Below are 23,387 nucleotides of genomic sequence, written 5' to 3'. Positions count from 1 at the left end.
ATTTTTTCTCGACAGTCGAGAAATTAAATGTCAGAGAATCCGAGGGCTGTCAACAGCGGTTGCGGACTGGTTTTTGCAACGTTGGTTGCGACTTGATCCCGCAAGGTTTATGGCGGTGAAAACAGGCGAAGGAACAGGGAATTCATGTCGGCCATCGCGAGTACAGAGCTGGTCCGACAGCAAAATAGCCTTCGAGTGCTGGGCGCTTTGCGCCGACATGGCAATCTGTCTCACACGGATATGTCGGCATTGACCGGGCTGGCCTCGGCAACTGTGTCTGCCATTACCGCCGAACTGGAGCGCGTCAGCCTGATCGAGAGAACCGAGCAACAGGCGGCATCGGGCAGGGGGCGTCCGCGTGTGCTGTTTCAGCCCAACCGGCGGTTCGGTTATGTCGCCGTTGTCGTCATCTCTTCGGATGCGGTTCAATATTCGCTGGTGGATTTTACGGGCAAGCTGATGGACCGGTTTACCGAGGGCAGGGCTTTGGGTGATGGGGCCGATTTCGGGCGGGCGATTCGCGACGCGCTACGTCGTCTTGCCAGCCGTTCGAAAATTGCCCAAAGTGCCATCCTGCACATTTCCATCAGCAGCAAGGGGCTGGTTGATCCGGCAGCTGCCACGCTGGTGTGGTCGCCAGTGCTGGGCGATGGGCAGATTAATTTTCGGGATACTCTGTCTGAAGACTTCAGGGCGCAGGTCAGTCTATACAATGAGACGCTGCTTGCCGCCGAAGCCCTGTGGTCGCGCAGCAGGCGTGATGACGGCCAAGTCAAAGCGCTGGCGGCTTTATCGCTTGGTCACAGCATCGGTTTGGGCATTGCCCGCGAGAGCAGCGAGGGGCGCGTGGATGTGACCGCACCCAATTTCGGGCATATGCTGCATGTGCCGGATGGCGCCCTGTGCCGTTGCGGTGCAAAGGGCTGCATTGAAGCCTATAGCGGATTTTACGGCATCTTGCGCACGGCGTTCGAAGTTCCGACCAACACCATACCGGCCAAGTTCGTGCCGATTTCCGAAGTCGACAAGATTGCGGCCATGGCACGCGCAGGCAATCGCATGGCCGCGTTCGCTTTCAGACAGGCCGGGCTAGCGCTCGGCAATGGGCTTTCACGACTTTTCAGCCTGCATGACCATATGCCGGTGTTCGTGACGGGGCCGGGAACACGGTTCTTTGATCTTCTCAGTGCGGGCATTCAGGAAGGCATGATCCAGACGAATGCCATCCGCATTTCGGGCTTGCCGGAGATCACAATCGAGCCAGATGAGCAGACTTTGGTTTTCGATGGGCATATGGGGCTTGCATTGTCGCGTCTGGATGGAGATATCGTCAGATCTGGTATGGCAGCATCGCCGGCTGTATAAGTTCAAGGCGAGGCGCAGGGAGACAATATGCTGAACATCGATACAAGCCACCCCATCTACCGCCCTCTTTGGGTGAGGCTGCTGATTGTCGGGTTCAGCGCGGGCTGGGCGATCCTTGAACTCGTCAATCACGAGATTTTTTGGGCAACACTGGTTGGCGGCGTTGCGGTCTACTCTGCCTATGTGCTGCTTTTTACGTTTAAGCCTGTGCCTGAAAAGGTTGAGGAACCGGCCGCTGCTCCCCCGGATGATGTCTGATCACTTTCCGATAAATCGTATCGCCTGATCGATCAGCAGATTGGCAGCAGTCATGCGCAGGTTGGCATTGACCCTGAACTGCGGGCTGACGGTATCCGGGTGGTTCAGTCTGGCGAAGTTGCGCCTTTTCTCGCTCAGCGTATCGACCGTGTCTTTTTCGCTGATGCACAGTTCGTCCGACACATCCGACAGTGATGTCCGCTCGAGATAGGGCGGCATACGCTCCGGTTCTGGCAAGGGTGCTGCCGCTGGCGCTTCCAGAAAGTCCAGATAGGAATCAAGCGGCAGGTTCGTCGTGGTCCCGTCCTGTGTGGCAGTTTCAAACACAAGACTGGATGTGAAACCTGCGGCCCTGAAGCTGGTTTCTTGAGGTTCGACAGGAGGAGCGTCTTCCGCCTCACGCTCAAGGCGTTCCACCACGGACTGAAAGACGGATTGTCCGAACAGCATTTGACTTTCCCCGTTACTGAACTTCCGAGACAAACATATCAACGTGGTCTCTGGCTTGCGGCGCCGATTTGCGAAACAGACTCAGCTCCATGTCAAATTTCGGCTCTCTTCCATGACAAGGTCATATAGCAGTTGCGCGCTGGGCGGCAGGGCGCGGTCTTTGGTGACGATCAGGCTGTAGGGTTTGACGTTCAGCTCAAATTCGGTCGGAAGAATGCGAATGTCGCCCATGGGCGAATGTTGCCCGGAGACGAACTCCGCCATTTCATAGGCAATCGGCGCAATCGCGTTGGTTTGCGTCACGATGGCAAGGGTCAGCACGATTGATGGCGTGTTGATGATGTTGCGCGGCAAGGCCACGCCCTGAGACAGAAATACGTCTTCCATCGTGCGTCTCAACAGCGCGCCGGGCGGCTGGAATACCCAGTCGTAATCGGAAAGCTCCTCAAGCTTTGCGGGCGCGGTCTGCAACAGCGGGTGGTCCTTGCGAACCAGAAGACAGGCACGCTCGATGCCGATTTCGTGCGCGTCGAACAAAGCGGGGTCGATATCATCGGGAATGCGACCGATGATGAAATCATGCCGGGCGGCCAGCAGCTCTCGTGCCAGCACATTGCTGGTTTCGACCTGAATATTGACCTCGATGCCGGGGTAAGTGTCCATCGCCCGGCGCAATGCAGGAACCACAAGACTAATGGCCGGTGCGGTGACAGAACCGATGAAAACCGAACCACCGCCGCCGGATTTCATCTGTGCCAGCTCACGGCTGGCCTCGCGCAGCTCCAGGAGAATCTTTTTTGCACGTTTTGCAAGGGCTTCGCCAAACTCGGTTAACACCACCCCACGGGAGGCGCGCTGGCACAATGGGCTCTTAACAATCGCTTCCATTTCAGACAACATACGCGAGGCGGCAGGCTGGGTCATATTGAGCACGGCAGCCGCAGCGCTTACCTGGCCGTGTTCTTCTATGGTCACAAGCATACGCAAATGGGCCATTTTTAACCCGGCGCGCAACAATGGGTTGTCTTCGGTCAGGGACAAAAATTCGAAGGTGTTCGTTCCATTTCGTTCCATGACGCTTCCCGTTCTGGCCTGCTGAAAATGGTTAAGGCGATTATATCGATTTAATATATCAAAATTGGTATAGGAAAAGTGATATAATCTATTTGACAGTTATATGGATTCAGAACAATTTGCGCCGGTACCGAGGAGGAGTGGGGAAAGAGCGGATTGTATTTATGCATTCCGTTCGAGTAAGCTAAGCTTCTAACGCTCGGGCGTGATTTGACGGCGGATTGTAGAGAAACAACGCCTGAAAAGGGTTCCAAGGGAGAGAGTTCATGAAATCCATTATTTCGATGGTTGCGGCGTGTGCCATCGGCGCTGCAGCGTTTGCAGCTCCAGTTTGGGCGCAGGACAAAGGCACTGTCGGCATCGCCATGCCAACGAAGTCCTCTGCTCGCTGGATCGATGACGGTAACAACATCGTCAAGCAGCTCAAGGAAGCCGGCTACGGCACCGACCTGCAATATGCTGACGACGATATTCCGAATCAGCTGTCGCAGATTGAGAACATGGTTACCAAGGGCGTTAAGGTTCTGGTAATCGCGTCCATCGACGGCACGACGCTGTCGGACGTTCTCAAGCAGGCTGGCGCGCAGGGCATCAAGGTCATCGCTTATGACCGCCTTATCCGCAACAGCGGCGACGTCAGCTACTACGCAACGTTCGACAACTTCCAGGTTGGCGTGTTGCAGGCAACTTCGATTGTTGACAAGCTCGGCCTGAAAGACGGCAAGGGACCATTCAACATCGAACTGTTTGGCGGTTCGCCAGACGACAACAACGCGTTCTTCTTCTATGACGGCGCCATCTCTGTTCTCAAGCCTTACATCGACAGCGGCAAGCTCGTCGTAAAGTCCGGCCAGACAGGCATGGACAAGGTCGGTACGCTGCGTTGGGATCCAGCAACAGCGCAGGCCCGCATGGACAACCTTCTGTCTGCTTTCTACACAGACGCAAAGGTTGACGCAGTTCTTTCGCCTTACGACGGTCTCTCCATCGGCATCATTTCCTCGCTCAAGGGCGTAGGTTATGGCACGAAGGACCAGCCACTGCCGATCGTTTCCGGTCAGGACGCTGAAGTTCCTTCCGTGAAGTCGATCATTGCTGGCGAACAGTATTCCACAATCTTCAAGGACACTCGCGAACTCGCGAAGGTTACTGTTGGTATGGTCAATGCTGCCATGCAGGGCAAAGAGCCTGAAGTGAACGACACCAAGACCTATGAAAATGGCGTCAAGGTTGTTCCTTCCTACCTCTTGAAGCCAGTTGCTGTCACAAAAGAGAACTACAAGCAGGTTCTCGTTGACGGCGGTTACTACAAAGAAGACCAGCTGAAGTAAAATTATGATCGTGGCGGGGACGGGCATACTGCCCGTCCCCGCTTCTTAAAAAAGAACGCCGGATTGCACGGCGCTGGATTATGATATGGACAATACCATCCTCGAAATGCGGAATATCACCAAGACGTTCCCGGGCGTAAAAGCGCTTGAGAACGTGAACCTCAAGGTTCGCCAAGGTGAAATACACGCACTCGTCGGCGAAAACGGCGCTGGAAAGTCGACCCTTATGAAGGTCCTTTCAGGCGTTTATCCCGCTGGCACCTATGACGGCGAAATTCACTATGAAGGTGCGCTGCGCAATTTCCGCGCTATCAATGACAGCGAAGAAATTGGCATCATCATCATTCACCAGGAGCTGGCTCTGGTGCCGCTTCTGTCGATTGCCGAAAACATTTTTCTCGGAAACGAAATTGCCACCAACGGCGTCATCAGCTGGCAGCATACGTTCAATCGTACGCGCGAGTTGTTGAAAAAAGTTGGCCTGAAAGAATCTCCTGAAACGTTGATTACCGATATCGGCGTGGGCAAGCAGCAGCTGGTGGAAATCGCCAAGGCGCTGTCCAAGAGCGTGAAGCTTCTCATTCTCGATGAGCCGACGGCGTCGCTGAACGAAAGCGATTCGGAAGCCTTGCTCAATTTGCTGATCGAATTCCGCAAGCAGGGTCTGACGTCCATCATCATCACGCACAAGCTGAACGAAGTGCGCAAGGTTGCGGACCAGATCACTGTTCTGCGCGATGGCATGACGGTCAAGACGCTCGACTGTCACACGGAAGAGATCAGCGAAGACGTCATCATTCGCAACATGGTGGGCCGCGACCTTGAAGATCGCTACCCGCCACGCGATGTGCCGATTGGCGAGACCATTCTTGAAGTGAAGAATTGGAACGCCTATCACCAGCAACACCGCGACAGGCAGGTGCTGCACGATATCAACATCAATGTCCGCAAGGGCGAAGTTGTGGGTATTGCGGGCCTGATGGGTGCGGGCCGTACCGAATTTGCGATGAGCGTCTTCGGCAAATCCTATGGCCAAAAGATCAGCGGTGATGTTCTGCTTCACGGTAAACCCGTGGATGTCAGCACCGTTCGCAAGGCCATCGATGCCGGACTTGCCTATGTGACCGAAGACCGCAAGCATCTGGGTCTCGTGTTGAATGACAACATTCTGCACAACACCACGCTTGCCAATCTGGCCGGCGTGTCGTCTGCCAGCGTCATCGACGACATCAAGGAAATGAACGTCGCGAACGATTTCCGCAAACGGCTTCGCATTCGGTCCTCGGGTATTTTTCAGGAAACGGTCAATCTTTCGGGCGGCAACCAGCAAAAGGTCGTGCTGTCGAAATGGTTGTTCTCCAATCCTGACGTGCTTATTCTGGACGAGCCGACCCGCGGCATCGATGTCGGCGCGAAATATGAAATCTACACCATCATCAACCAGCTCGCCGCCGAAGGAAAAGGCGTTCTGATGATATCATCGGAAATGCCCGAACTGCTTGGCAATTGCGACCGCATCTACGTTATGAACGAAGGACGGATTGTCGCCGAATTGCCGAAGGGAGAGGCGAGCCAGGAAAGCATCATGCGCGCTATTATGCGCTCAGGGGAGAAGAACTCATGAGTTCGGCAAACACATCTACCGAAGAAAGCAACGTCGTTTCCATCAGTTCGTATATCCGGTCCAATATCCGGGAATACGGCATGTTGATTGCGCTCGTCGCTATCATGGTTTTCTTCCAGTTTTACACAGGCGGTATTCTGTTCCGCCCGGTTAACCTGACAAACCTCATCCTTCAGAACTCGTTCATCGTCATCATGTCTCTGGGCATGTTGCTGGTTATCGTTGCCGGTCATATTGACCTCTCGGTCGGCTCGATCGTTGCCTTTGTCGGCGCGATTGCGGCTATTTTGACCGTGCAATGGGGCATGAACCCGCTTTTGGCAGCGATCATCTGTTTGGCGGTCGGTGGTGTCATCGGTGCTGCGCAAGGCTATTGGATCGCCTATCACCGCATTCCATCCTTCATCGTGACGCTGGCTGGTATGCTCGTGTTTCGCGGCCTGACACTGTTCGTTCTGGGTGGCAAGAACATCGGCCCGTTCCCGGTTGACTTCCAGGTCATCAGCACAGGCTTCCTGCCTGATATTGGTGGTATCGAAGGTTTCAACACCACGTCGATGGCTCTGACGGTTGCGATTACGGCTGTGTTGTTCGTCCTTGCCCTGCGTCGCCGTAAGGTCAATGAGAGCCATGGTATCGATGTAGAGCCCTACGGTTTCTTCATCTTGCAGAACCTGTTGATCGCTGGCGCTATCCTGTTCCTCGGCTATCAGCTCTCCACCTATCGTGGCCTGCCAAACGTTCTGATCGTGATGCTGGTGCTGATTGCGGTCTACAGCTTTGTGACCCGCCGCACGACAATCGGTCGTCGCATCTATGCGATGGGCGGTAACGAAAAGGCGACGAAGCTTTCCGGTATCAACACCGAGCGCCTCAGCTTCCTGACCTTTGTGAACATGGGTGTTCTTGCCGGTCTTGCCGGCATGATCATCGCCACGCGCCTCAACTCGGCAACACCCAAGGCCGGCGTTGGCTTTGAGTTGGACGTGATCGCGGCCTGCTTCATCGGCGGTGCTTCGGCCTCCGGCGGCGTTGGTAAAATCACCGGCGCGGTTATCGGCGCGTTCATCATGGGCGTCATGAACAACGGCATGTCGATCGTCGGTCTCGGCATCGATTTCCAGCAGATGGTCAAGGGCCTCGTGCTGCTGGCCGCTGTGTTCTTCGATGTTTACAACAAAAACAAGGGCTGATTGGCTCATCACACCAAAACGATGAAAATGGCCGGTTTCCGGCCATTTTCATGAGATGCAGGCGTCATAACGTCTTTGAAAGGAACTACCGTGCTGATTTCTCAGATCAAGGATACGAGCGGAAAGATCATCGTCGCCGTTCGTGAAGACGGTGGCGAAGCGCGCGCCGTCAACAATGCTGTGTCCGTTTATGCGCTGGCGCTGGAAGCTGCCAATAGCAGCAAGTCTCTTGCCGACGTCATCTCGGCCTACGGTTACGGTGAGGTTGTCGATCTCGACAAGGCCTATGCCGACGGTCGTTTCCTGGCGCCAATCACACATCCGGATCCGGCGCATCTGCACCTCACCGGCACTGGTCTGACCCATCTTGGTTCTGCTGCAACACGCGACAGCATGCACAAGAAGACCACCGAAACATCTGAAGAGACCCTCACGGACTCGATGAAGATGTTCAAGATGGGTCTGGAAAACGGCAAGCCGAAGGACGGCGAAAAGGGCGTGCAGCCTGAATGGTTCTACAAGGGCAACGGCCATGTGGCGACCGCGCCAGGTGCTGCTCTGCTGTCTCCATCCTTTGCGCTGGATGGTGGCGAAGAGCCTGAAATGGCGGGCATCTACGTCATTTCCGACAAGGGCCAACCCTTCCGCGTTGGTTTTGCCGTGTCGAACGAGTTTTCCGATCACGTCACCGAACGGATCAACTACCTGTATCTTGCTCACTCCAAGCTGCGCCCAGCAAGCTTTGGCCCGGAAATCCGGGTCGGCGCACCACCGTCCGATATTCGCGGCACCTCGCGCATCCTGCGCGATGGCAAGGTGATTTTCGAAAAGCCGTTCCTTTCGGGTGAGGACAATATGTCCCACACCTTCGCCAATCTCGAATATCACCACTTCAAGTACGGCCTGTTCCGCGCTCCGGGTGAAGTGCATGTGCATATGTTCGGCACAGCCACATTGTCCTTCGCAGACGGTATCAAGCCACAAGCAGGTGACGTGTTCGAAATCGAAGCCGCCGGTTTTGGTCTGCCCTTGAAAAACCCGCTGAAAGTGGAAGCTGAAGAAACGATCTCGGTTCACCAGCTTTAAGTTTGAATTTTACACACGACCGACAAGCCCTGAACCTTAAGGTTCGGGGCTTTTTTCTTGATTGAGCCGTCAATCAATATCCCCAGAGCTTGCTTTCGCCAACCTCGACCGAGTTGCCTGCAGGATCGCGAATATAGACGGAATAGCTGTCATTGTTCCAACGATGATAATGTTCGATCTCAATGCCCAGCGAGACGAAGCGATCTCGCCACGCATCCACGTCGGCCTTGTCTTTGGCCCGAAAGCAGAAATGCCCGGCGCCATTTGCGCCGTGGCGCGGAATAGGATTGCCAGCATCTGCAACACGGGATGTTTCAGGGTCGAAAATCAGAAGCATCTGCTGTCCGCACCGAAAGAAAACGAACTGTCCCGGCAACTGCCGAACGACCTCAAGCCCAAAAACATCGCGATAAAACTGCTCCGCTGCGTTGAGATCGCTGGCGTAAATAACGGTTTCCATAATGCCGGATGGTGGTTGCATGGATTGGTTCGCTTTCCTCGCATACCCTTTCGGATGTGGGTCACGATATTCGCAAGGGCAAGAGGTGCTGTTGCATCTTTGGGTAAAGGTACGATCACCCTAGGTGATCCCATCTCACTCTACGAGTGATAACCGTATAGGACACCGTCACAAGCTACAAAAATAAAACGGCGCGACATGTGCCGCGCCGTTTCAAGTCTCATACTGGCTGACAGGTTACCCCTGATCAGGTGGATGCATATGCTGCAATGATCGCTTCAACCTGGTCGCTGTTCATAGTTTGGATCTGAGTGGAAGTCAGGCCGTCAAGCGTGGCATCGTCCAGTCCGCTGATCACAGTTGTCGAGATGCCAGCCAGTGCCTTTGTATTGAGAGCTGCAATCTCGTTTGCATCGAAGCTGTTCAGTTCGGTTGCGTCAAGTGTTGCGACCTGTGCGGAACTGAGAGCGCCAACCTGTGCTGTGGTCAGTGCTGCGATGTTGTCGGCATTAAAGGCAGCAAGCTGGTCTGTGGTAAGGGCGCCAATTTGCGTGGAGCTGAATGCCGAAACCTGCGTGCTTTGCAATCCTACCAGAGAGGCTACGTTGATTGCCTTGACCTGCAGGGCGCTGAGGCCAACAATCTGACCTGACGTGAGAGCGCCAACCTGATCAGACGTGAGGGATCCGACCTGAGCGGTGCCCAGCTTCGAAACCTGTGTGGACGACAGCGCAGCGACGTTGGTGGTGCTGAGACCGGCCAGTGCTGTTGTGCTGAGGCCTGTGAGGGCCGCAGTGCTGAGCGCTGCAATCTCGTCCGTGGTGAAGCTGTTCAGTTCATCAGCAGAAAGAGTAGCAACCTGTGCAGAGTTCAATGCACCGACCTGAGTGCTTGACAGAGCTGCGATGTTATCTGAGCTGAAGGCAGCAAGCTGATCTGTGGTGAGGGCCGTAAGCTGTTTGTTGCTGAGGGCTGCGACCTGCGTGCTCTGGAGGCCAGCCAGCGTGTTTGTTGCCAAAGCGGCTATCTGCTTGGCGCTCAAAGCTGCAATCTGGTCTGTGGTGAGAGCGCCAACCTGATCCGATGTCAGCGATCCAACCTGGGCAGTGGTCAATGTTGTGACCTGCGTGGTGCTCAGAGCGGCGAGATTGCCTGTGCTGAGACCAGCAAGCGCAGTCGTTGTGATGCCAGCGAGAGATTTGGTTGCCAAGGCTGCAATCTCGTCCGTCGAGAAGCTGTTCAGCTCATCAGCGGAAAGGGTCGAGACCTGTGTAGAGCTCAGTGCTGCAACCTGTGTGCTGCTGAGTGCAGCAATGTTGTCAGAGCTGAAGGCATCAAGCTGCGTTGTTGAGAACGCTGCGAGCTGCGTGGAGCTGAGGGCTCCGACCTGAGCGGTCTGCAATCCTGCAATAGAGGCTACCGATAGTGCCTTGACCTGAAGTGCAGACAGTCCACCAATCTGACCGACAGACAGCGCGCCGACCTGATCCGACGTCAGGGATGCGATCTGGCCTGTGCCCAGTTTGGAAACCTGTGCTGTGGTCAACGCTGCAAGGTTGGTTGTGCTGAGGCCTGCAAGTTCTGCGGTTACGATGCCTGCGATAGCTGCGGTGCTGAGTGCAGCAATCTCGTCCGTTGTGAAGCTGTTCAGTTCATCAGCGGAAAGCGTGCCAACCTGGGCGGCGCTCAATGCACCGACCTGAGTGCTTGTCAGGGCTGTGATGTTATCGGAGCTGAAAGCAGCAAGCTGCGCTGTGCTGAGGGCGGTAAGCTGCTTGTTGCTGAGTGCGGCAACCTGCGTGCTCTGTAGGCCAGCCAGCATGTCGGTCGTCAAAGCAGCAATCTGCTTGGCGGTCAACGCTGCGACCTGGTCTGTGGTGAGAGCGCCAACCTGATCAGACGTCAGCGAGCCGACCTGCGTAGTGGTCAACGTCGCAACCTGCGTTGTGGTCAAGGCAGCGAGATTGCCTGTGCTGAGACCAGCAAGAGCAGTTGTCGTCAAGCCAGCAAGACCCTTGGCCGAAAGAGATGCGATTTCACCGGTTGTGAAGCTGTTCAGCTCGTCAGCGGAGAGCGTACCAACCTGTGCAGAGCTGAGTGCAGCAACCTGCGTATTGCTGAGTGCAGCAATGTTGTCAGAGCTGAAAGCATCAAGCTGTGTGGTTGTGAACGCGGCAAGCTGTGTTGTGGAGAGCGCACCGACCTGAGCGGTCTGCAATCCTGCGATAGAGGCGACGGATAGCGCCTTGACTTGCAGCGCGGACAGCCCACCGACCTGGCCAGTGGTCAGAGCGCCAACCTGATCCGAAGTCAGAGATGCGATCTGGCCTGTGCCGAGTTTGGAAACCTGCGCCGTCGTCAGCGCGACGAGATTGTCTGTGCTGAGACCGGCAAGTGCCGTTGTTGTGATGCCAGCGAGAGCTGCCGTGCTGAGTGCAGCGATCTCATCCGTGGAGAAGCTGTTCAGTTCGTCAGCGGACAGCGTGCCAACCTGGGCAGCGCTCAATGAGCCGACCTGCGTGCTGGTGAGAGCTGCGATGTTGTCGGAGCTGAAAGCACCGAGCTGTGCGGTTGTGAGTGCGACGAGCTGCTTGGAGTTCAGGGCGGCAACCTGCGTGGACTGCAATCCTGCGAGAGCGTCGGTGGTGACGGCAGCGATCTGCTTTGCTGTCAGGGCAGCGATCTGACCCGTGGTGAGGGCACCAACCTGGTCCGACGTGATGGATGCCACCTGGCCTGTGGTCAGCGTGGCGACCTGTGTGGAGGTGAGAGCGGCAATATTGCCTGTGCTGAGACCAGCCAGTGCTGTCGTGCTGAGGCCTGCGAGGGACTTTGCGCTGAGTGCAGCAATTTCATCCGTGGTGAAGCTGTTCAGCTCGTCAGCGGACAGCGTGGCGACCTGAGCGGAGCTCAATGCGCCAACCTGTGTGCTTGTCAAAGCTGCGATGTTGTCGGAGCTGAAAGCATCAAGCTGTGCGGTTGTGAGTGCGGCGAGCTGCGTAGAGCCCAGTACCGCAGCCTGCGTGGTCTGCAAGCCTGCCAGAGATGCGACCGTCAGGGACTTGACCTGCGTTGCGGACAGTCCGGCGATTTGACCGTTGGTGAGGGCACCAACCTGATCGGATGTCAGCGATGCGATCTGACCTGTGCCGAGCTTGGAAACCTGTGCGGTGGTCAAGGCTGCAAGATTTTCGGTGCTCAGACCGGCAAGCGCCGTTGTGGTGATGCCTGCGAGAGCGGCAGTGCTCAGCGCAGCAATTTCGTCGGTGGAGAAGCTGTTCAGTTCGTCAGCGGACAGCGTTGCAACCTGTGCAGAGCTGAGTGAGCCAACCTGCGTGCTGGTGAGCGCTGCGATGTTGTCGGAGCTGAACGCGTCAAGCTGTGCCGTTGTGAGTGCGGCAAGCTGTTTGGAGTTGAGAGCGGCAACCTGCGTGGACTGCAAACCTGCAATGGCTGTCGTGGAAACAGAGGCGATCTGCTTTGTCGTCAAGGCTGCGAGCTGGCCGGTGGACAGTGCGCCAACCTGATCCGAAGTCAGCGAACCGACCTGAGCTGTGCTGAGCGCTGCGACCTGTGTGGAGGAAAGAACAGCGATTTTGTCTGTGCTGAGGCCAGCGAGTGCTGTCGTGGTCAGGCCGGAGAGTGCCTTTGCGCTCAAAACAGCGATTTCGTCGGTCGAGAAGCTGTTGAGTTCGTCGGCGGACAGCGTGGCGGCCTGGCCCGACGTCAGTGCTGCAACCTGTGTGCTGCTCAAAGCTGCGATGTTGTCAGAGCTGAAGGCTTCAAGCTGGCTTGTGTACAGCGAAACGATCTGACCAGTCGAAAGGCCAGAGACTTGCTCTGTTCCAATGGCGCCCAGTTGAGCAACCGTCAAGCCAACGATGGCCTTGGCCGAAATGGCGCCAACCGAGGTGCTGCTGAAGGAAGAAATCGCATCCGTGCTGAATGCGCCAATCTGTGCGGATGACAGTGCGGCAACCTGTTTCGTGCTCAGGGCTGCGACGTCGTCGGAATTCAGTGTTGAGATGGAAGTCGTCGAAAGAGCAGAGATCTGTTTAATAGAAAGTGACGAAATGATCGAAGTCATGGACAAGTGCCCCCGTTGATAGCTGACCAAAGCGCCATCCACCTGTCAAATCTGTACACGCAGCCGAAGGCTACATCCGATGGTTTCGGATGCTGACGTGTGGACCGACACAGTGTCTCAATCGGTCGATAGTGCGATATCGATCGGTAAAGAGTCCGTCTGGACAATGGCATTACGCAGAACATGGCTCGAACGAGCCGGCGCATTGGAGGGGCATCATGCGTACAGAACCCTCATCGGTTTCTGATCCCTACGCCATATGACATGAGAGCTTCGTTTTCGACGCGATGCTTTTAGGCAAGCGCATAGCACCAGAAATTGGCGCTTCACGAACACCTCACATGACCGTTATCACTATCATCTGGGAAGTGTGAAAATTTTGTTAACCCGGTTAGCCGGTTTATGTCTCTTCGAAGTCTACCCGGAGTCTAAATCGATTAATAAATATTAACCAGACGATAAACCTGTCTCATTTTGGAGGAAAATCAAACTATTTTTTCCGTCTATAAATAGGATCAAATTCTTTTAGTTGATCCTCAAATACAAAATCAGACTTCCTTGCCGTGAGATGACTTTTTTTGGTATATGCGCTTTTTGTGTCAGTTGATGGGTCTAAAATTATTTATAATTTCGAATAGCTTAGGCGTTCAGCGGTATTGTCACCGTCTTCCCATGTTCAAATCCGAAGGATTCATAAGAAAAACCGCATATAATTGGTCGAAAGCTAAATTTAGCTGTGATGAATATAGTAAAACCAACGGGCCGGAAATATAACAAAAAACGCACTCACAGCGCGGAAGCCGTGGAGTGCGATCAATGTAGATAGTCCTAATATTTTTTTTGTTGTTTTAGCTCTGAGACTGGCTCTGGCTTTGCGTTTCCTGCACTGTTACCGAAACGGAAAGGCTTTCGCCGGACAGACCGACACGCATACCGGAAACGGGTGCGCAGTCGCGGTAGCTGAGGCCGCTGGCGATGCGCACGTAGCGGTCGTCGGGGCAGAGCTTGTTGGCGGCATCAAAACCCACCCAGCCGAGGCCGGGAATGTGGGCTTCGGCCCATGCATGGGTCGCAATCTGTTCTGCCACGTCTTCCATCATAAGATAGCCGGAGATGTAACGCGCGGGCATGCCCATTTGGCGCGCGGCGGAAATGAAGATGTGGGTGTGGTCCTGACACACGCCTTTTCCAGCTTCCAGCGCCTGTTCCGCCGTGGTTTCCGTGCCTGTCGATCCTGTTTCGTACTCGACTTCCAGATGAATGAGCGCCATCAGCTCGTGCAGCCGCTCCAGCGGGCTATCGCCTGTGGATTGCCGCACGAGTTCCCGAATAAGTTTGCCGGGTTTCGTCAGGGGTGTTTCGCGCAGGAAAAGCCAAAGCGGGGCATTGCCGACATGCGGACCGAACACGCCCGCCATGTCTTTTGTTTCAACTTCGCCGCGTGCCACGACTTTTACGGCGCGGCGCGGCCCTTCGGTTTCCACCAGTTCAACACGGTTGCCGAAGTGGTCGTCATAACGCACTTCGACGGTTGCACCATCAACGGTGACTTCCCATTCGCCCACCGTCTGCGTTGGGCCATCGGCAGGCGTTAGCCGCAGCCGTTGCAGTGAGTAGGGCACTGGCTCATCATAGAGATATTCTGTGGTGTGGTTGATCTTGAGATGCATGCCAATTCCCCGTCTCACGTCCGCTTACTGATAAAAGCGGTAGCCGTCCGTGATTTCCTGTCCCAGTTGCGCGTTTTTGTTGACGAAAAGCTCAAGAAACTCGTGCAAGCCCTGATCCATCACACGGTTTATCGTTGTTTTCTGCAACGTCGCCTGAATAGCTTCCGCCGTTTCATGCGCCTTGTGTCTTTCGTCATAGTCGTCGCCCAGATAACCAAGGTTACTGACGATCTTTTCATAACAATAGGCAAGAGAACGTGGCATTCTTCCATTCAGGATCAGAAAATCTGCAATATTCGCAGGTTTATACTCCGCATCATAGACCCAGCCGTAAGACCGGTGTGCGGAAACCGAACGCAGGATCGATTCCCATTGGGCATTGTCCAGAGAGGAGCCGACCTGTGCCGCGGCGGGCAGCAGCACGTAATATTTCACATCCAGAATGCGTGCCGTATTGTCTGCGCGCTCAATGAAGGTGCCGATGCGCGAGAAATTATAGAGATCGTTGCGCAACATGGAGCCGTGGAACGCGCCACGCACGAGGCCCGCCCGATGTTTGATGACGTCGATAACCTGCGGCAGTTCCGCTGCCTTGACCTTGCGGGCCAGAAGGCTCTTCAGCTCGATCCAGAACTCGTTGGTCGCTTCCCACGTCTCGCGCGTCAGCGCCGTGCGCACCATGCGGGCGTTGTTGCGGCCGAATTCGATGCAGGACATGACGCTGGACGGATTGGCTTTGTCGCGCAGCATGTAGTCGATAGCATCGACCGAGGTGACTTTCCCGTGGGTTTGGAGAAACTCCTCACGTGCACCAGCACTTTGCAGCACGCCGTCCCAGTCCTCGTCGGCGCTGCCACTGCGTGTGAGTGAAACGCGCATGCCTGCATCCACCAGTCTGGCAATGTTTTCGGCTCGTTCAATATAGCGGAACATCCAGTAGAGTCCGTTCGCCGTTCTTCCCAGCATGGCTTAGTCCTCCAATACCCACGTATCCTTGGTGCCGCCGCCCTGGCTGGAATTCACCACGAGTGATCCCTGCTTGAGCGCAACGCGTGTCAGCCCGCCGGGAATGATCTTCACCTTGTCTGAAACCAGAACATAGGGACGAAGATCGACGTGGCGTGGCGCGATGCCGTTTTTCACCATGATAGGCACTGTGGAAAGTGAAAGCGTAGGCTGTGCAATGTAATTCGAAGGGCGGGCGCGCAATTTGTCTGCAAACAGCGCACGTTCTTTTTTGGACGCCGTCGGGCCAACCAACATGCCGTATCCTCCCGATCCGTGAACTTCTTTCACGACCAGATCAGCCAGATTATCCAGCACGTATTTCAGGCTGTCCGGCTCCGAACAGCGCCATGTCGGCACGTTTTCGAGCAGAGGCTTGCGGCCCGTATAGAACTCGACGATCTCAGGCATGTAGGAATAGATCGCCTTGTCATCGGAAATGCCGGTGCCCGGCGCATTGGCGATGGTGATGTTGCCTGCGCGGTAGACATCCATGATGCCCGGAATGCCGAGCGCTGAATCCGGGCGGAAGGTGAGGGGGTCAAGGAAGTCGTCATCGACGCGTCGGTAAAGGACGTCGATGGCCTCATAACCGCGTGTTGTGCGCATCTTCACCTTGCCGTCCATGACGCGCAGGTCAGACCCTTCCACCAGTTCCACGCCCATCATGTCGGCAAGGAATGAGTGTTCGTAATAGGCGGAGTTGTGGATGCCGGGCGTCAAGACTGCGACGCGTGGCTTGCCGGTGCAACCGCGTGGCGCCAGTGAAGACAGGGACTGGCGCAGTTGATACGGATAATCCTCGACCCGCTGAACCTTGTTCTCATGGAACAGTTCCGGGAACATCTGCATCATCGTTTCGCGGTTTTCCAGCATGTAGCTGACACCGGACGGCGTGCGGGCATTGTCTTCCAGAACATAGAACTGGTCTTCGCCGGTGCGGACGATATCCGTGCCGACAATGTGCGTGTAAACGCCGCCCGGTGGCTTGAAGCCGATCATTTCGGGCAGAAACGCTTCGTTACGCTCAATCAATTCACGGGGAATGCGCCCGGCGCGGATGATTTCCTGTTTGTGATAGATATCGTCCAGAAAGGCGTTGAGTGCGAGCACCCGCTGTTCGATACCCTGCGCCAGTTTGCGCCATTCACGACCCGAAATGATGCGCGGGATGATATCGAAGGGGATCAGCTTTTCGGCGCTGTCTGCATGGCCGTAAACCGCAAAGGTGATACCGGTTTTGCGGAAGATGTTTTCAGCGTCCCGTGACTTCTGGATCAGGTGTGATCTATCCTGCCGGCTGTACCACTCATTGTACTTATCGTATGGGCTTCGCGGAGTTGAGTCCGCATTTATCATTTCGTCAAATGCCAACTTTAGGTTCCCCATTTTTGCCCATTTGAATACAACAAAGATAGCAATGCAAGAACCATGCGCAGTCACGGCCCAGATTTTTTAAACGTCCCGTTTTCAGCTAAACACGCATAAAATAAGCAGTTTCAGTCCTTGCCGCATGAAAATGCGGCAAAGGGAGAAAGGTTTCATGGCTGAGAGCGTTTGGCGGGCCAATCTTTATGAATGCGCAACATGCGTTTGCTTAAATTCGCGCCATTCTTGCGGCGCGATATCGAAACGTAAAAAGATATTTTAACGCGATACTTTCGTTAATTGCAGATCCGCTGCAATTAGAGGTTTGTTAACCATAAAATTATACTCCTTGTTAATCGAAAGATCATCGACCGGGGGTAATATGTCCATTTCGCGCCGTGGAGTCCTGTTCGGACTTCCGCTTCTTCTTGCCGGGTGCGCCAGCACCAATTTCGTTCAGCAGCGCCAAAACTACGCAGCGATACCGGATGAGAAATTCCCGCTGAAGGCCATGTCTCTGGACAAGATCAATCCAGAGCTTCGCCGTCAGGAAGTCGCCTATGAAACCACGCATCCAGCCGGAACCGTGGTTGTGGATACACCGGCGCGCCGCCTCTATTACGTGATGGGCAATGGGCGTGCGATGCGTTACGGCGTCGGTGTCGGACGGCAGGGCCTTGCGTTGAAGGGCAACGCTTACGTTGGCCGCAAAGCCGAATGGCCAAGCTGGACGCCAACCGCAAACATGATTCGCCGCGAGCCGGAACGCAACCGCAAATATGCAGGCGGTATGCCGGGTGGTCCCAACAATCCGCTGGGTGCGCGGGCCATGTATCTCTACCGCGAAGGCAATGACACGATGTTCCGTCTGCACGGCACAAATCAGCCGCAGTCCATCGGTCATGCCATGTCCAGCGGTTGCGTTCGTATGCTGAACCACGACATCGTTGACCTTTACGAACGGGTTCCGGTCGGCGCGCGCGTCGTGGTTTTGCAGGCGTAACAACCTTACTAATGCCTAGATCCGGGGCTTTTTGAACCGGATCGCAACCCGATTCTCGACGGTGACCGCATGTGTCGTTTTCTCGCCTATTCCGGCTCCCCTGTTTGGCTCGATAGTCTTTTGATCGAGCCGGAAAGCTCGCTCATCAGCCAGTCTATGGCGGCGCGGGAGGCGAAAACGGTTGTGAATGGCGATGGGTGTGGCATTGGCTGGTATGGCGAACGCGGCGAACCGGGCATTTATCGCGGCATTCTGCCCGCATGGTCGGATCGCAACCTGACCTCGCTCTGCCATCAGCTCCGGTCCAGCATGTTTTTGGCGCATGTGCGCTCTGCCACCACGGGCGGGGTTTCCATGGCGAACTGCCATCCATTTGGCTTCGGGCGACATCTCTTCATGCATAACGGCCAGATTGGCGGTTATGAAAAGGTCAAGCGGGCGATTGAGGCACATATTCCCGATGAGGTTTATTGCTCACGCGCAGGCAATGGCGACAGCGAGGCGATATTCCTGATCGCTGCCGGGTTTGGATTGGAGCGCGATCCGGTCGGCGCGTTGAAAAAGACATTGCAGATCTGCGTCGATGTGGTGGTACGCTCCGGCTTGGATCAGCCAGTCCGGTTTAGCGCCATCCACGCGGATGGTGAAAAGCTGCACGCTTTCCGGTGGTCCAGCGATGCGCGTCCACCAACACTTTATTGGCGCAATATGGGGCAGGGCATTGCCGTGGCTTCGGAGCCTTTTGGCACAGGCGCGGAAAAATGGGAAACGATACCGGCGAACACGGTGGCGACCATCATCGGCACGGATATTACCTTCCAGCCATTCAATCCGGTCGAACAGCCTGCTGCGCTGATGATGGCCTGACGGTTCTCAGTCTCATGTCTGTCGTTCTGCTGGCTGCTTCGCCCAGCCTTTGTATACGATTGAAGAACGGTTGTTCATTTTGAAGGTAGACAGACCAAAATCGTATAAATTGCAGAATTGTGAAAATATGCTTTTAATACAGCCTGTTTCAACCTGCTGTAGAAAATCCGAATTCGTATTTTAGAGCATTGTTTTTGGGTGCCGAAAACGTGAACTCCAGTGTTTAACTGGTGTATTTTTCTCCGGGATTGTTGCATCTATTGCGATGAGTGAGCTTTAACGGGGACTAATGATTCATGGCACTTTTTGACAAACTATCGCGATACCAGCCTTATGGTTTGGCTGCTTTGCGCATCATCACGGCGCTGTTGTTTATAGAGCACGGCACACAGAAGTTGTTTGGCTTTCCTGCATCGACCATGGAAGGTGCACTTCCAACAATGCTGCTGATCGCCGCTCTTCTTGAAGTCGTCGGCGGACTTCTCATTCTGGTTGGCCTGTTTACCCGCCCGGTCGCTTTTATCCTGTCGGGACAGATGGCTGTCGCTTATTTCATGGCCCACGCACCGAAGAGCTTCTTTCCGGTTCTGAACGGTGGCGATGCAGCCATCCTGTTCTCTTTCGTATTCCTCTATCTCGTCGTGGCTGGCCCCGGCGCGTTGTCTGCGGATCAACGTCGCGGCTAATAGGCTGACAATCCGGATAAATTTCGAGCGCCGCGTCTGACTTTGTCCACGCGGCGTTTTAGTTTAAAGATTGTATTTCGTCCGCAATTTCCGCTTTTTTATACAGCCACTTATCGATCTTGGCTTGAAGCAGCTCAGGGCTGATCGGCTTGGACAGATAATCATCCATGCCCACGGCAAAACAGAGATCGCGGTCGCTATCCTGAGCATGTGCGGTCACGCCGATGATGGGGACACGGCGGATATCGCCAGAGCGTTCTTCTGCTGCGCGGATAAGTTTTGTTGCCTGATGTCCGTTCATGACAGGCATGGACACATCCATCAAAATAACGGCTGGATTTTCGCTTTCCCACGCTTCAACGGCTTTTTTACCGTCGTTGACGATACGGAAGCTTAGGCCGGTTTGCTGGAGAATCTGAGTAAAAACGATCTGGTTGACGTCATTGTCTTCGGCAATCAAGACGTCGAGAAACGGCAGCCGGGGTCTTTTGCTTTGCGTGCTGTTTTCATGAGCCGATGTGCTGGCCCCGCCAAAACTGCGCAGTATCTCTGGAAACTGGTGCATCTGCGACGTTGTGTGGTGATCATCGCTGTTGCGCAAGGCTCGTTTTGACCGGGATGTGCGCACCACATCGGTCAGCGTTTTGCGGAGAAGCCGCGCCCGCACCGGCTTCATCAGGTGCGCATCGAAGTTCAATTCCGGCAACTGTCGGTCGTCGTTGACCGCATCCATCGATGTCAGGAAAACGATCGCCACGTCATCCAGACGTGGGTCGCTGCGCAATCTGCGTGCCACCTGCATGCCATCCATATGGGGCATATGATAATCGAGAATGACCGCGTCGATGTCGAAGCCAAGAGACGTGGCTTCCTCGAGAATAGCCAAGCCCATCGGGCCGCTTTCTGCGGCGTAGCTGTCTATGCCCCAACTGGTCAATTGTTCGGTCAGTATCTGTCGGTTGACGGTATTGTCATCGATGATGAGAACGCTGACTTTTTTCGTATCGATTGGGCCGGTGATGTGTTCGCAATGCTTTGCAACAACACGGAACGGCAGTGTCACGGTAAAAGTGGAGCCTTCACCAACCTTGCTGTCCACATCCACTTTTCCGCCAAACAGACCGGCAAGGCCGACCGTTATCGCAAGGCCGAGACCCGTGCCTTCATGTCTGCGTGTGGAGGAGGTGTCTGCCTGACTGAACTTTTCGAATATGCGGTCCAGTTGGTGTTTTGCTATTCCGATGCCGGTGTCTTCAACCCGCAAAACCAGGATGAGCTCGCTTCCGTCAGTCGCTTCGGCGGAAAGCTGGATCAGAACGTGACCCGTCTCCGTGAACTTGATCGCGTTGCCGATGAGGTTCGTGGCAATCTGGCGGAAGCGGCCAGCATCGCCGCTGACCATGGTTTTGAGTGAGGGATCGATGCGAACGATGAGTTCGATATTCTTTGCCAGTGCCTGCGAAGACAAGAGCGAAGCAACATCCTCCACGGCTTCTGCGGCATCGAAAGGGGCGCAGCGCAGCACCATCTGCCCGGCATCGATTTTGGAAAAATCGAGAATATCGTTGATGATTGTCAGCAATGCGTTGCCGGACTTCATGATGACGTCGGTAAATGTCCTCTGCCGCGTATCCAGTTTGGATTTCGCCAGCAATTCCGCCATGCCGAGAACGCCGTTCATCGGTGTTCTGATCTCGTGGCTCATATTGGCGAGAAATTCGGACTTTGCCCGGTCTGCCGCTTCGGCCCGCGCCAACAGGGTTTCAAGCTCTGCCTCACGCTGCTTCATATCCGTGACATCGGTGACAATAACAAGCCAATAGCTGCCGGCACCGATGGTTGCTTCCAGATTGAGCCAGCGCTGGTTGGCAACGTGAATGAGCCATGAGAAAGGCTTGGCTGCCATGACATTGTCCTGCCATTGCGCGCGTGTTTCTTCGGCTTGCGCCTCACTGCCAAAATCTCCGCGTGCAGCACAGTGAGAAAAGAACGGCATCCAGCTTTCACCGGCAGCCAGCAGCTCCGCAGGCACATCGAACATGCGTGGCAAAGCATCATTCGACATAATGATCTGGCCGTTTTCGACAAGCGCCAGCCCTTGAGCCATAACGCGTGTCGCATCCCGCATATATTCACCGACACGCTGCAATTCCTGCCGGGCTTGGCTGATTTCCCGATCACGGCTGTGAACGGCCGTGCTGTCTGAGAACGTGATGAGGATCTTATTTCCTGCAATGCGACGCTTGGAAAGTATGGTGAACTTCCCGGATTTGCTTTCCAACTCTCGCGAGGTGTATCCGTCGATCAGGCGCAGGCGCTCCGCACGGTCGCGATAAGCATCTTCAAAGCTGACGTCGCCGAAATTATACTTTCCGCTTTCGTAGCCTAATTCCATATAGCGGCGATAAGGTTGCCCGACGAGGTCGATTTGTTCGGTCACTTCCCAGAGGTCATAAAAACAGCTGTTGGCATATTCTATGGTCAGGTCCGGCCCCAGCAGCATGACGCCGACCGGCAGGGATTGCAGAATGGATTGAACTTCCGAATGCAGTCTCTCGGCCTCGTTTCTGGCCTCGAGCAATTCCTGCTTTCGCTGCATCAACAGCGTCGTGTCCGTTAAGGAGCCGACCAGATATTGCTCGTCAGTGGGGGTGGTGATGCGACCAATTCGAGTGATGGCCGGAAGGATCGTGCCGTCATTCAGCACCACCTTTTCCGTTTTGTGCAGTTCCTCTCCCGTCTCGAGAATATGGGTATTCTCTTGCCGGAAACGGTCCCGTCCTTCTACGAACATCTCTTCGTCGGTCAGGCCATAACATTCTTCCCGACGGCGCCCCAAAAGTGTCTCATATGCCGCGTTTGCATAGGCAAGGCGCTGTTGTCCGTCCAGCATGAAAACAGCCACGGGCAAACGCTCAAGCGCTTCCCGAAACAGCCAGTTCTCATGCATATGCTTTTGCAGCATGATCTCATTCGTCTTCGCATCCGTGACTTCGATGCGCAGAGTGATCAGCATACCGTCTTCAAGGCGTTTGTTGACGAACCGCACCCAGCGACCATCAAACATTTCCTCGGTGAATTCAGAATAGGGTTTGTCGCCGGCTGAAAGTTTCTCTTCGATCCATGTCTGCCTATCCGGCGCAACGAACTCGGCGTCGCCGTCCCTTGCCTTGATACGATGGTCATAGAAGGCAGAGATGATCGTCCTCAGCGCAAGGCCGGGCCGCCAGTCGAGGTTGAGTTCACTGTATAACTCTTCCAGGCGAGCGTTTGAGTAAATCAGACCATTATCGGGACCATAGATACCGATTGCCACATCCAGAAAATCAAGCACGCTATTGGCGATCAACGGGTCGTTTCGATGAGGAGATGTTGCCGCAGTCGCGATGTCGAGTGACGGTATCGTCTCAAACATTTCGAACAGGAACAGGGCGCCGTCTTCGGTCTCAAATCGCTCGCATTTTATGGTGTGTTGTGCGTTGGAGCCGTGCCCTTTGCAGATGGCCAGCTCTTCCGTTGCAAACACCAGACAGCGGCGTTCCTTGTCTTCCCGTGCCACATCTTCAGCGCTGCCGAAAATTTCATGTGACGTTTTGTTGTGAAAGTCTTCAGCGATGCGTCCGGCAAATTGCGCATAGGCCGCGTTGACGCAAACATAACGCAACTGGCTGTCCTTGACACAGGCGGGCATATCCAGCGTCAAAACGCCTTCACATGCTTTTTCAAGCAATCCGCCGCCTTTATTCAAAACAGTCTCCGTCGCAATCGGCCATGCATCAAGGGAATCAATGCGTATGCGCAAAAATGCTATTACGCGGAAACTATTGTAGAACCGTTAGGATGGCTATGTGTTGGACAAG

At 54.9% G+C, this 23,387-nt stretch carries 17 protein-coding genes; 9 read left to right on the top strand and 8 right to left on the bottom strand.

All coding sequences use genetic code 11. The annotated features are described in order from the left end of the window. Positions 1-144 precede the first annotated feature (144 nt). Together RMR16_RS09935 and RMR16_RS09930 are read left to right on the top strand one after the other, a co-directional pair. Positions 145-1,365, top strand: a complete 1,221-nt coding sequence (locus RMR16_RS09935; protein ID WP_320198382.1) for an ROK family transcriptional regulator — start codon at positions 145-147, stop codon at positions 1,363-1,365. Positions 1,366-1,392: 27 nt separating this feature from the next. After that, complete coding sequence (locus RMR16_RS09930) at positions 1,393-1,623, top strand: hypothetical protein (RefSeq protein WP_320198383.1); 231 nt, start codon at positions 1,393-1,395, stop codon at positions 1,621-1,623. Here RMR16_RS09930 and RMR16_RS09925 read toward each other — a convergent pair whose 3' ends face one another. Both RMR16_RS09925 and RMR16_RS09920 read right to left on the bottom strand, forming a co-directional pair. Further along, on the bottom strand, positions 1,624-2,073 hold the full coding sequence (locus RMR16_RS09925; protein ID WP_320198384.1) for a hypothetical protein: 450 nt from the start codon (positions 2,071-2,073) through the stop codon (positions 1,624-1,626). A gap of 81 nt (positions 2,074-2,154) precedes the next feature. Further along, entirely contained in the window at positions 2,155-3,147 is a 993-nt protein-coding gene (locus RMR16_RS09920; RefSeq protein ID WP_320198385.1) for a LysR family transcriptional regulator, read from the bottom strand. 266 nt (positions 3,148-3,413) lie between these two features. Between RMR16_RS09920 and chvE the strand changes: the two genes are divergently transcribed. The 4 genes from chvE (at position 3,414) to araD1 (ending at position 8,381) form a co-directional block, all read left to right on the top strand. Continuing rightward, a complete protein-coding gene (gene chvE, locus RMR16_RS09915; RefSeq protein WP_320198386.1) occupies positions 3,414-4,478 on the top strand; it encodes a sugar ABC transporter substrate-binding protein ChvE in 1,065 nt (354 codons plus the stop codon). 85 nt (positions 4,479-4,563) lie between these two features. Beyond that, complete coding sequence (gene gguA / locus RMR16_RS09910) at positions 4,564-6,102, top strand: sugar ABC transporter ATP-binding protein GguA (RefSeq protein WP_320198387.1); 1,539 nt, start codon at positions 4,564-4,566, stop codon at positions 6,100-6,102. Beyond that, the gene (mmsB, locus tag RMR16_RS09905) at positions 6,099-7,295 is read left to right on the top strand and encodes a multiple monosaccharide ABC transporter permease (RefSeq protein WP_320198388.1); all 1,197 of its coding nucleotides are present in this window, start codon (positions 6,099-6,101) and stop codon (positions 7,293-7,295) included. Before gguA ends, mmsB begins: the two co-directional genes overlap by 4 nt. A 90-nt stretch (positions 7,296-7,385) precedes the next feature. Beyond that, entirely contained in the window at positions 7,386-8,381 is a 996-nt protein-coding gene (gene araD1, locus RMR16_RS09900; protein WP_320198389.1) for an AraD1 family protein, read from the top strand. 73 nt (positions 8,382-8,454) lie between these two features. Here the strand turns inward: araD1 and RMR16_RS09895 are convergent, their stop codons facing one another. From RMR16_RS09895 to RMR16_RS09875, 5 genes are all read right to left on the bottom strand, one after another. After that, positions 8,455-8,862, bottom strand: coding sequence for a VOC family protein (locus tag RMR16_RS09895; RefSeq protein WP_320198390.1), 408 nt, complete (start codon positions 8,860-8,862; stop codon positions 8,455-8,457). A gap of 226 nt (positions 8,863-9,088) precedes the next feature. After that, positions 9,089-12,928 carry a beta strand repeat-containing protein gene (locus RMR16_RS09890; RefSeq protein ID WP_320198391.1) on the bottom strand — a complete coding sequence of 1,280 codons (3,840 nt, stop codon included), beginning with the start codon at positions 12,926-12,928 and terminating at the stop codon, positions 9,089-9,091. A gap of 848 nt (positions 12,929-13,776) precedes the next feature. Then, positions 13,777-14,598 carry a transglutaminase family protein gene (locus tag RMR16_RS09885; protein WP_320198392.1) on the bottom strand — a complete coding sequence of 274 codons (822 nt, stop codon included), beginning with the start codon at positions 14,596-14,598 and terminating at the stop codon, positions 13,777-13,779. 24 nt (positions 14,599-14,622) lie between these two features. Continuing rightward, positions 14,623-15,564: an alpha-E domain-containing protein gene (locus RMR16_RS09880; protein ID WP_320198393.1), complete on the bottom strand. Its 942-nt coding sequence runs from the start codon at positions 15,562-15,564 to the stop codon at positions 14,623-14,625. Between the two features lie 3 nt (positions 15,565-15,567). Then, positions 15,568-16,977 (bottom strand): circularly permuted type 2 ATP-grasp protein, encoded by a 1,410-nt coding sequence (locus RMR16_RS09875; RefSeq protein WP_320198394.1) that lies wholly within the window; start codon positions 16,975-16,977, stop codon positions 15,568-15,570. A 376-nt stretch (positions 16,978-17,353) separates the two neighbouring features. Here RMR16_RS09875 and RMR16_RS09870 point away from each other — a divergent pair, with 376 nt between their 5' ends. The 3 genes from RMR16_RS09870 to RMR16_RS09860 all read left to right on the top strand — a co-directional run bounded on the left by RMR16_RS09870 (position 17,354) and on the right by RMR16_RS09860 (position 19,527). Next, positions 17,354-17,974 carry a L,D-transpeptidase gene (locus tag RMR16_RS09870; RefSeq protein ID WP_320198395.1) on the top strand — a complete coding sequence of 207 codons (621 nt, stop codon included), beginning with the start codon at positions 17,354-17,356 and terminating at the stop codon, positions 17,972-17,974. Positions 17,975-18,043: 69 nt separating this feature from the next. Continuing rightward, positions 18,044-18,841, top strand: a complete 798-nt coding sequence (locus RMR16_RS09865) for a class II glutamine amidotransferase (protein WP_320198396.1) — start codon at positions 18,044-18,046, stop codon at positions 18,839-18,841. A gap of 296 nt (positions 18,842-19,137) precedes the next feature. Then, positions 19,138-19,527 carry a DoxX family protein gene (locus RMR16_RS09860; RefSeq protein ID WP_320198397.1) on the top strand — a complete coding sequence of 130 codons (390 nt, stop codon included), beginning with the start codon at positions 19,138-19,140 and terminating at the stop codon, positions 19,525-19,527. 58 nt (positions 19,528-19,585) lie between these two features. Here the strand turns inward: RMR16_RS09860 and RMR16_RS09855 are convergent, their stop codons facing one another. Then, positions 19,586-23,275: a PAS domain-containing hybrid sensor histidine kinase/response regulator gene (locus tag RMR16_RS09855; RefSeq protein ID WP_320198398.1), complete on the bottom strand. Its 3,690-nt coding sequence runs from the start codon at positions 23,273-23,275 to the stop codon at positions 19,586-19,588. Positions 23,276-23,387 lie beyond the last annotated feature (112 nt).

It is taken from the genome of Agrobacterium sp. rho-13.3 (genome assembly GCF_033957765.2).
GTDB lineage: Bacteria > Pseudomonadota > Alphaproteobacteria > Rhizobiales > Rhizobiaceae > Agrobacterium.
Note: the sequence above shows the minus strand (reverse complement) of the source record. Positions and strands in the feature narration are given on the sequence as shown.

Excerpts from the sequence above, each read along its gene's own strand:
- RMR16_RS09890 (WP_320198391.1), bottom strand. The coding sequence starts at position 12,928 with ATGACTTCGATCATTTCGTCACTTTCTATTAAACAGATCTCTGCTCTT.
- RMR16_RS09920 (WP_320198385.1), bottom strand. The coding sequence starts at position 3,147 with ATGGAACGAAATGGAACGAACACCTTCGAATTTTTGTCCCTGACCGAA.
- RMR16_RS09870 (WP_320198395.1), top strand. The coding sequence starts at position 17,354 with ATGTCCATTTCGCGCCGTGGAGTCCTGTTCGGACTTCCGCTTCTTCTT.
- chvE (WP_320198386.1), top strand. The coding sequence starts at position 3,414 with ATGAAATCCATTATTTCGATGGTTGCGGCGTGTGCCATCGGCGCTGCA.
- RMR16_RS09935 (WP_320198382.1), top strand. The coding sequence starts at position 145 with ATGTCGGCCATCGCGAGTACAGAGCTGGTCCGACAGCAAAATAGCCTT.
- RMR16_RS09865 (WP_320198396.1), top strand. The coding sequence starts at position 18,044 with ATGTGTCGTTTTCTCGCCTATTCCGGCTCCCCTGTTTGGCTCGATAGT.
- mmsB (WP_320198388.1), top strand. The coding sequence starts at position 6,099 with ATGAGTTCGGCAAACACATCTACCGAAGAAAGCAACGTCGTTTCCATC.
- RMR16_RS09930 (WP_320198383.1), top strand. The coding sequence starts at position 1,393 with ATGCTGAACATCGATACAAGCCACCCCATCTACCGCCCTCTTTGGGTG.
- RMR16_RS09885 (WP_320198392.1), bottom strand. The coding sequence starts at position 14,598 with ATGCATCTCAAGATCAACCACACCACAGAATATCTCTATGATGAGCCA.
- RMR16_RS09895 (WP_320198390.1), bottom strand. The coding sequence starts at position 8,862 with ATGCAACCACCATCCGGCATTATGGAAACCGTTATTTACGCCAGCGAT.
- RMR16_RS09925 (WP_320198384.1), bottom strand. The coding sequence starts at position 2,073 with ATGCTGTTCGGACAATCCGTCTTTCAGTCCGTGGTGGAACGCCTTGAG.
- gguA (WP_320198387.1), top strand. The coding sequence starts at position 4,564 with ATGGACAATACCATCCTCGAAATGCGGAATATCACCAAGACGTTCCCG.
- RMR16_RS09860 (WP_320198397.1), top strand. The coding sequence starts at position 19,138 with ATGGCACTTTTTGACAAACTATCGCGATACCAGCCTTATGGTTTGGCT.
- RMR16_RS09880 (WP_320198393.1), bottom strand. The coding sequence starts at position 15,564 with ATGCTGGGAAGAACGGCGAACGGACTCTACTGGATGTTCCGCTATATT.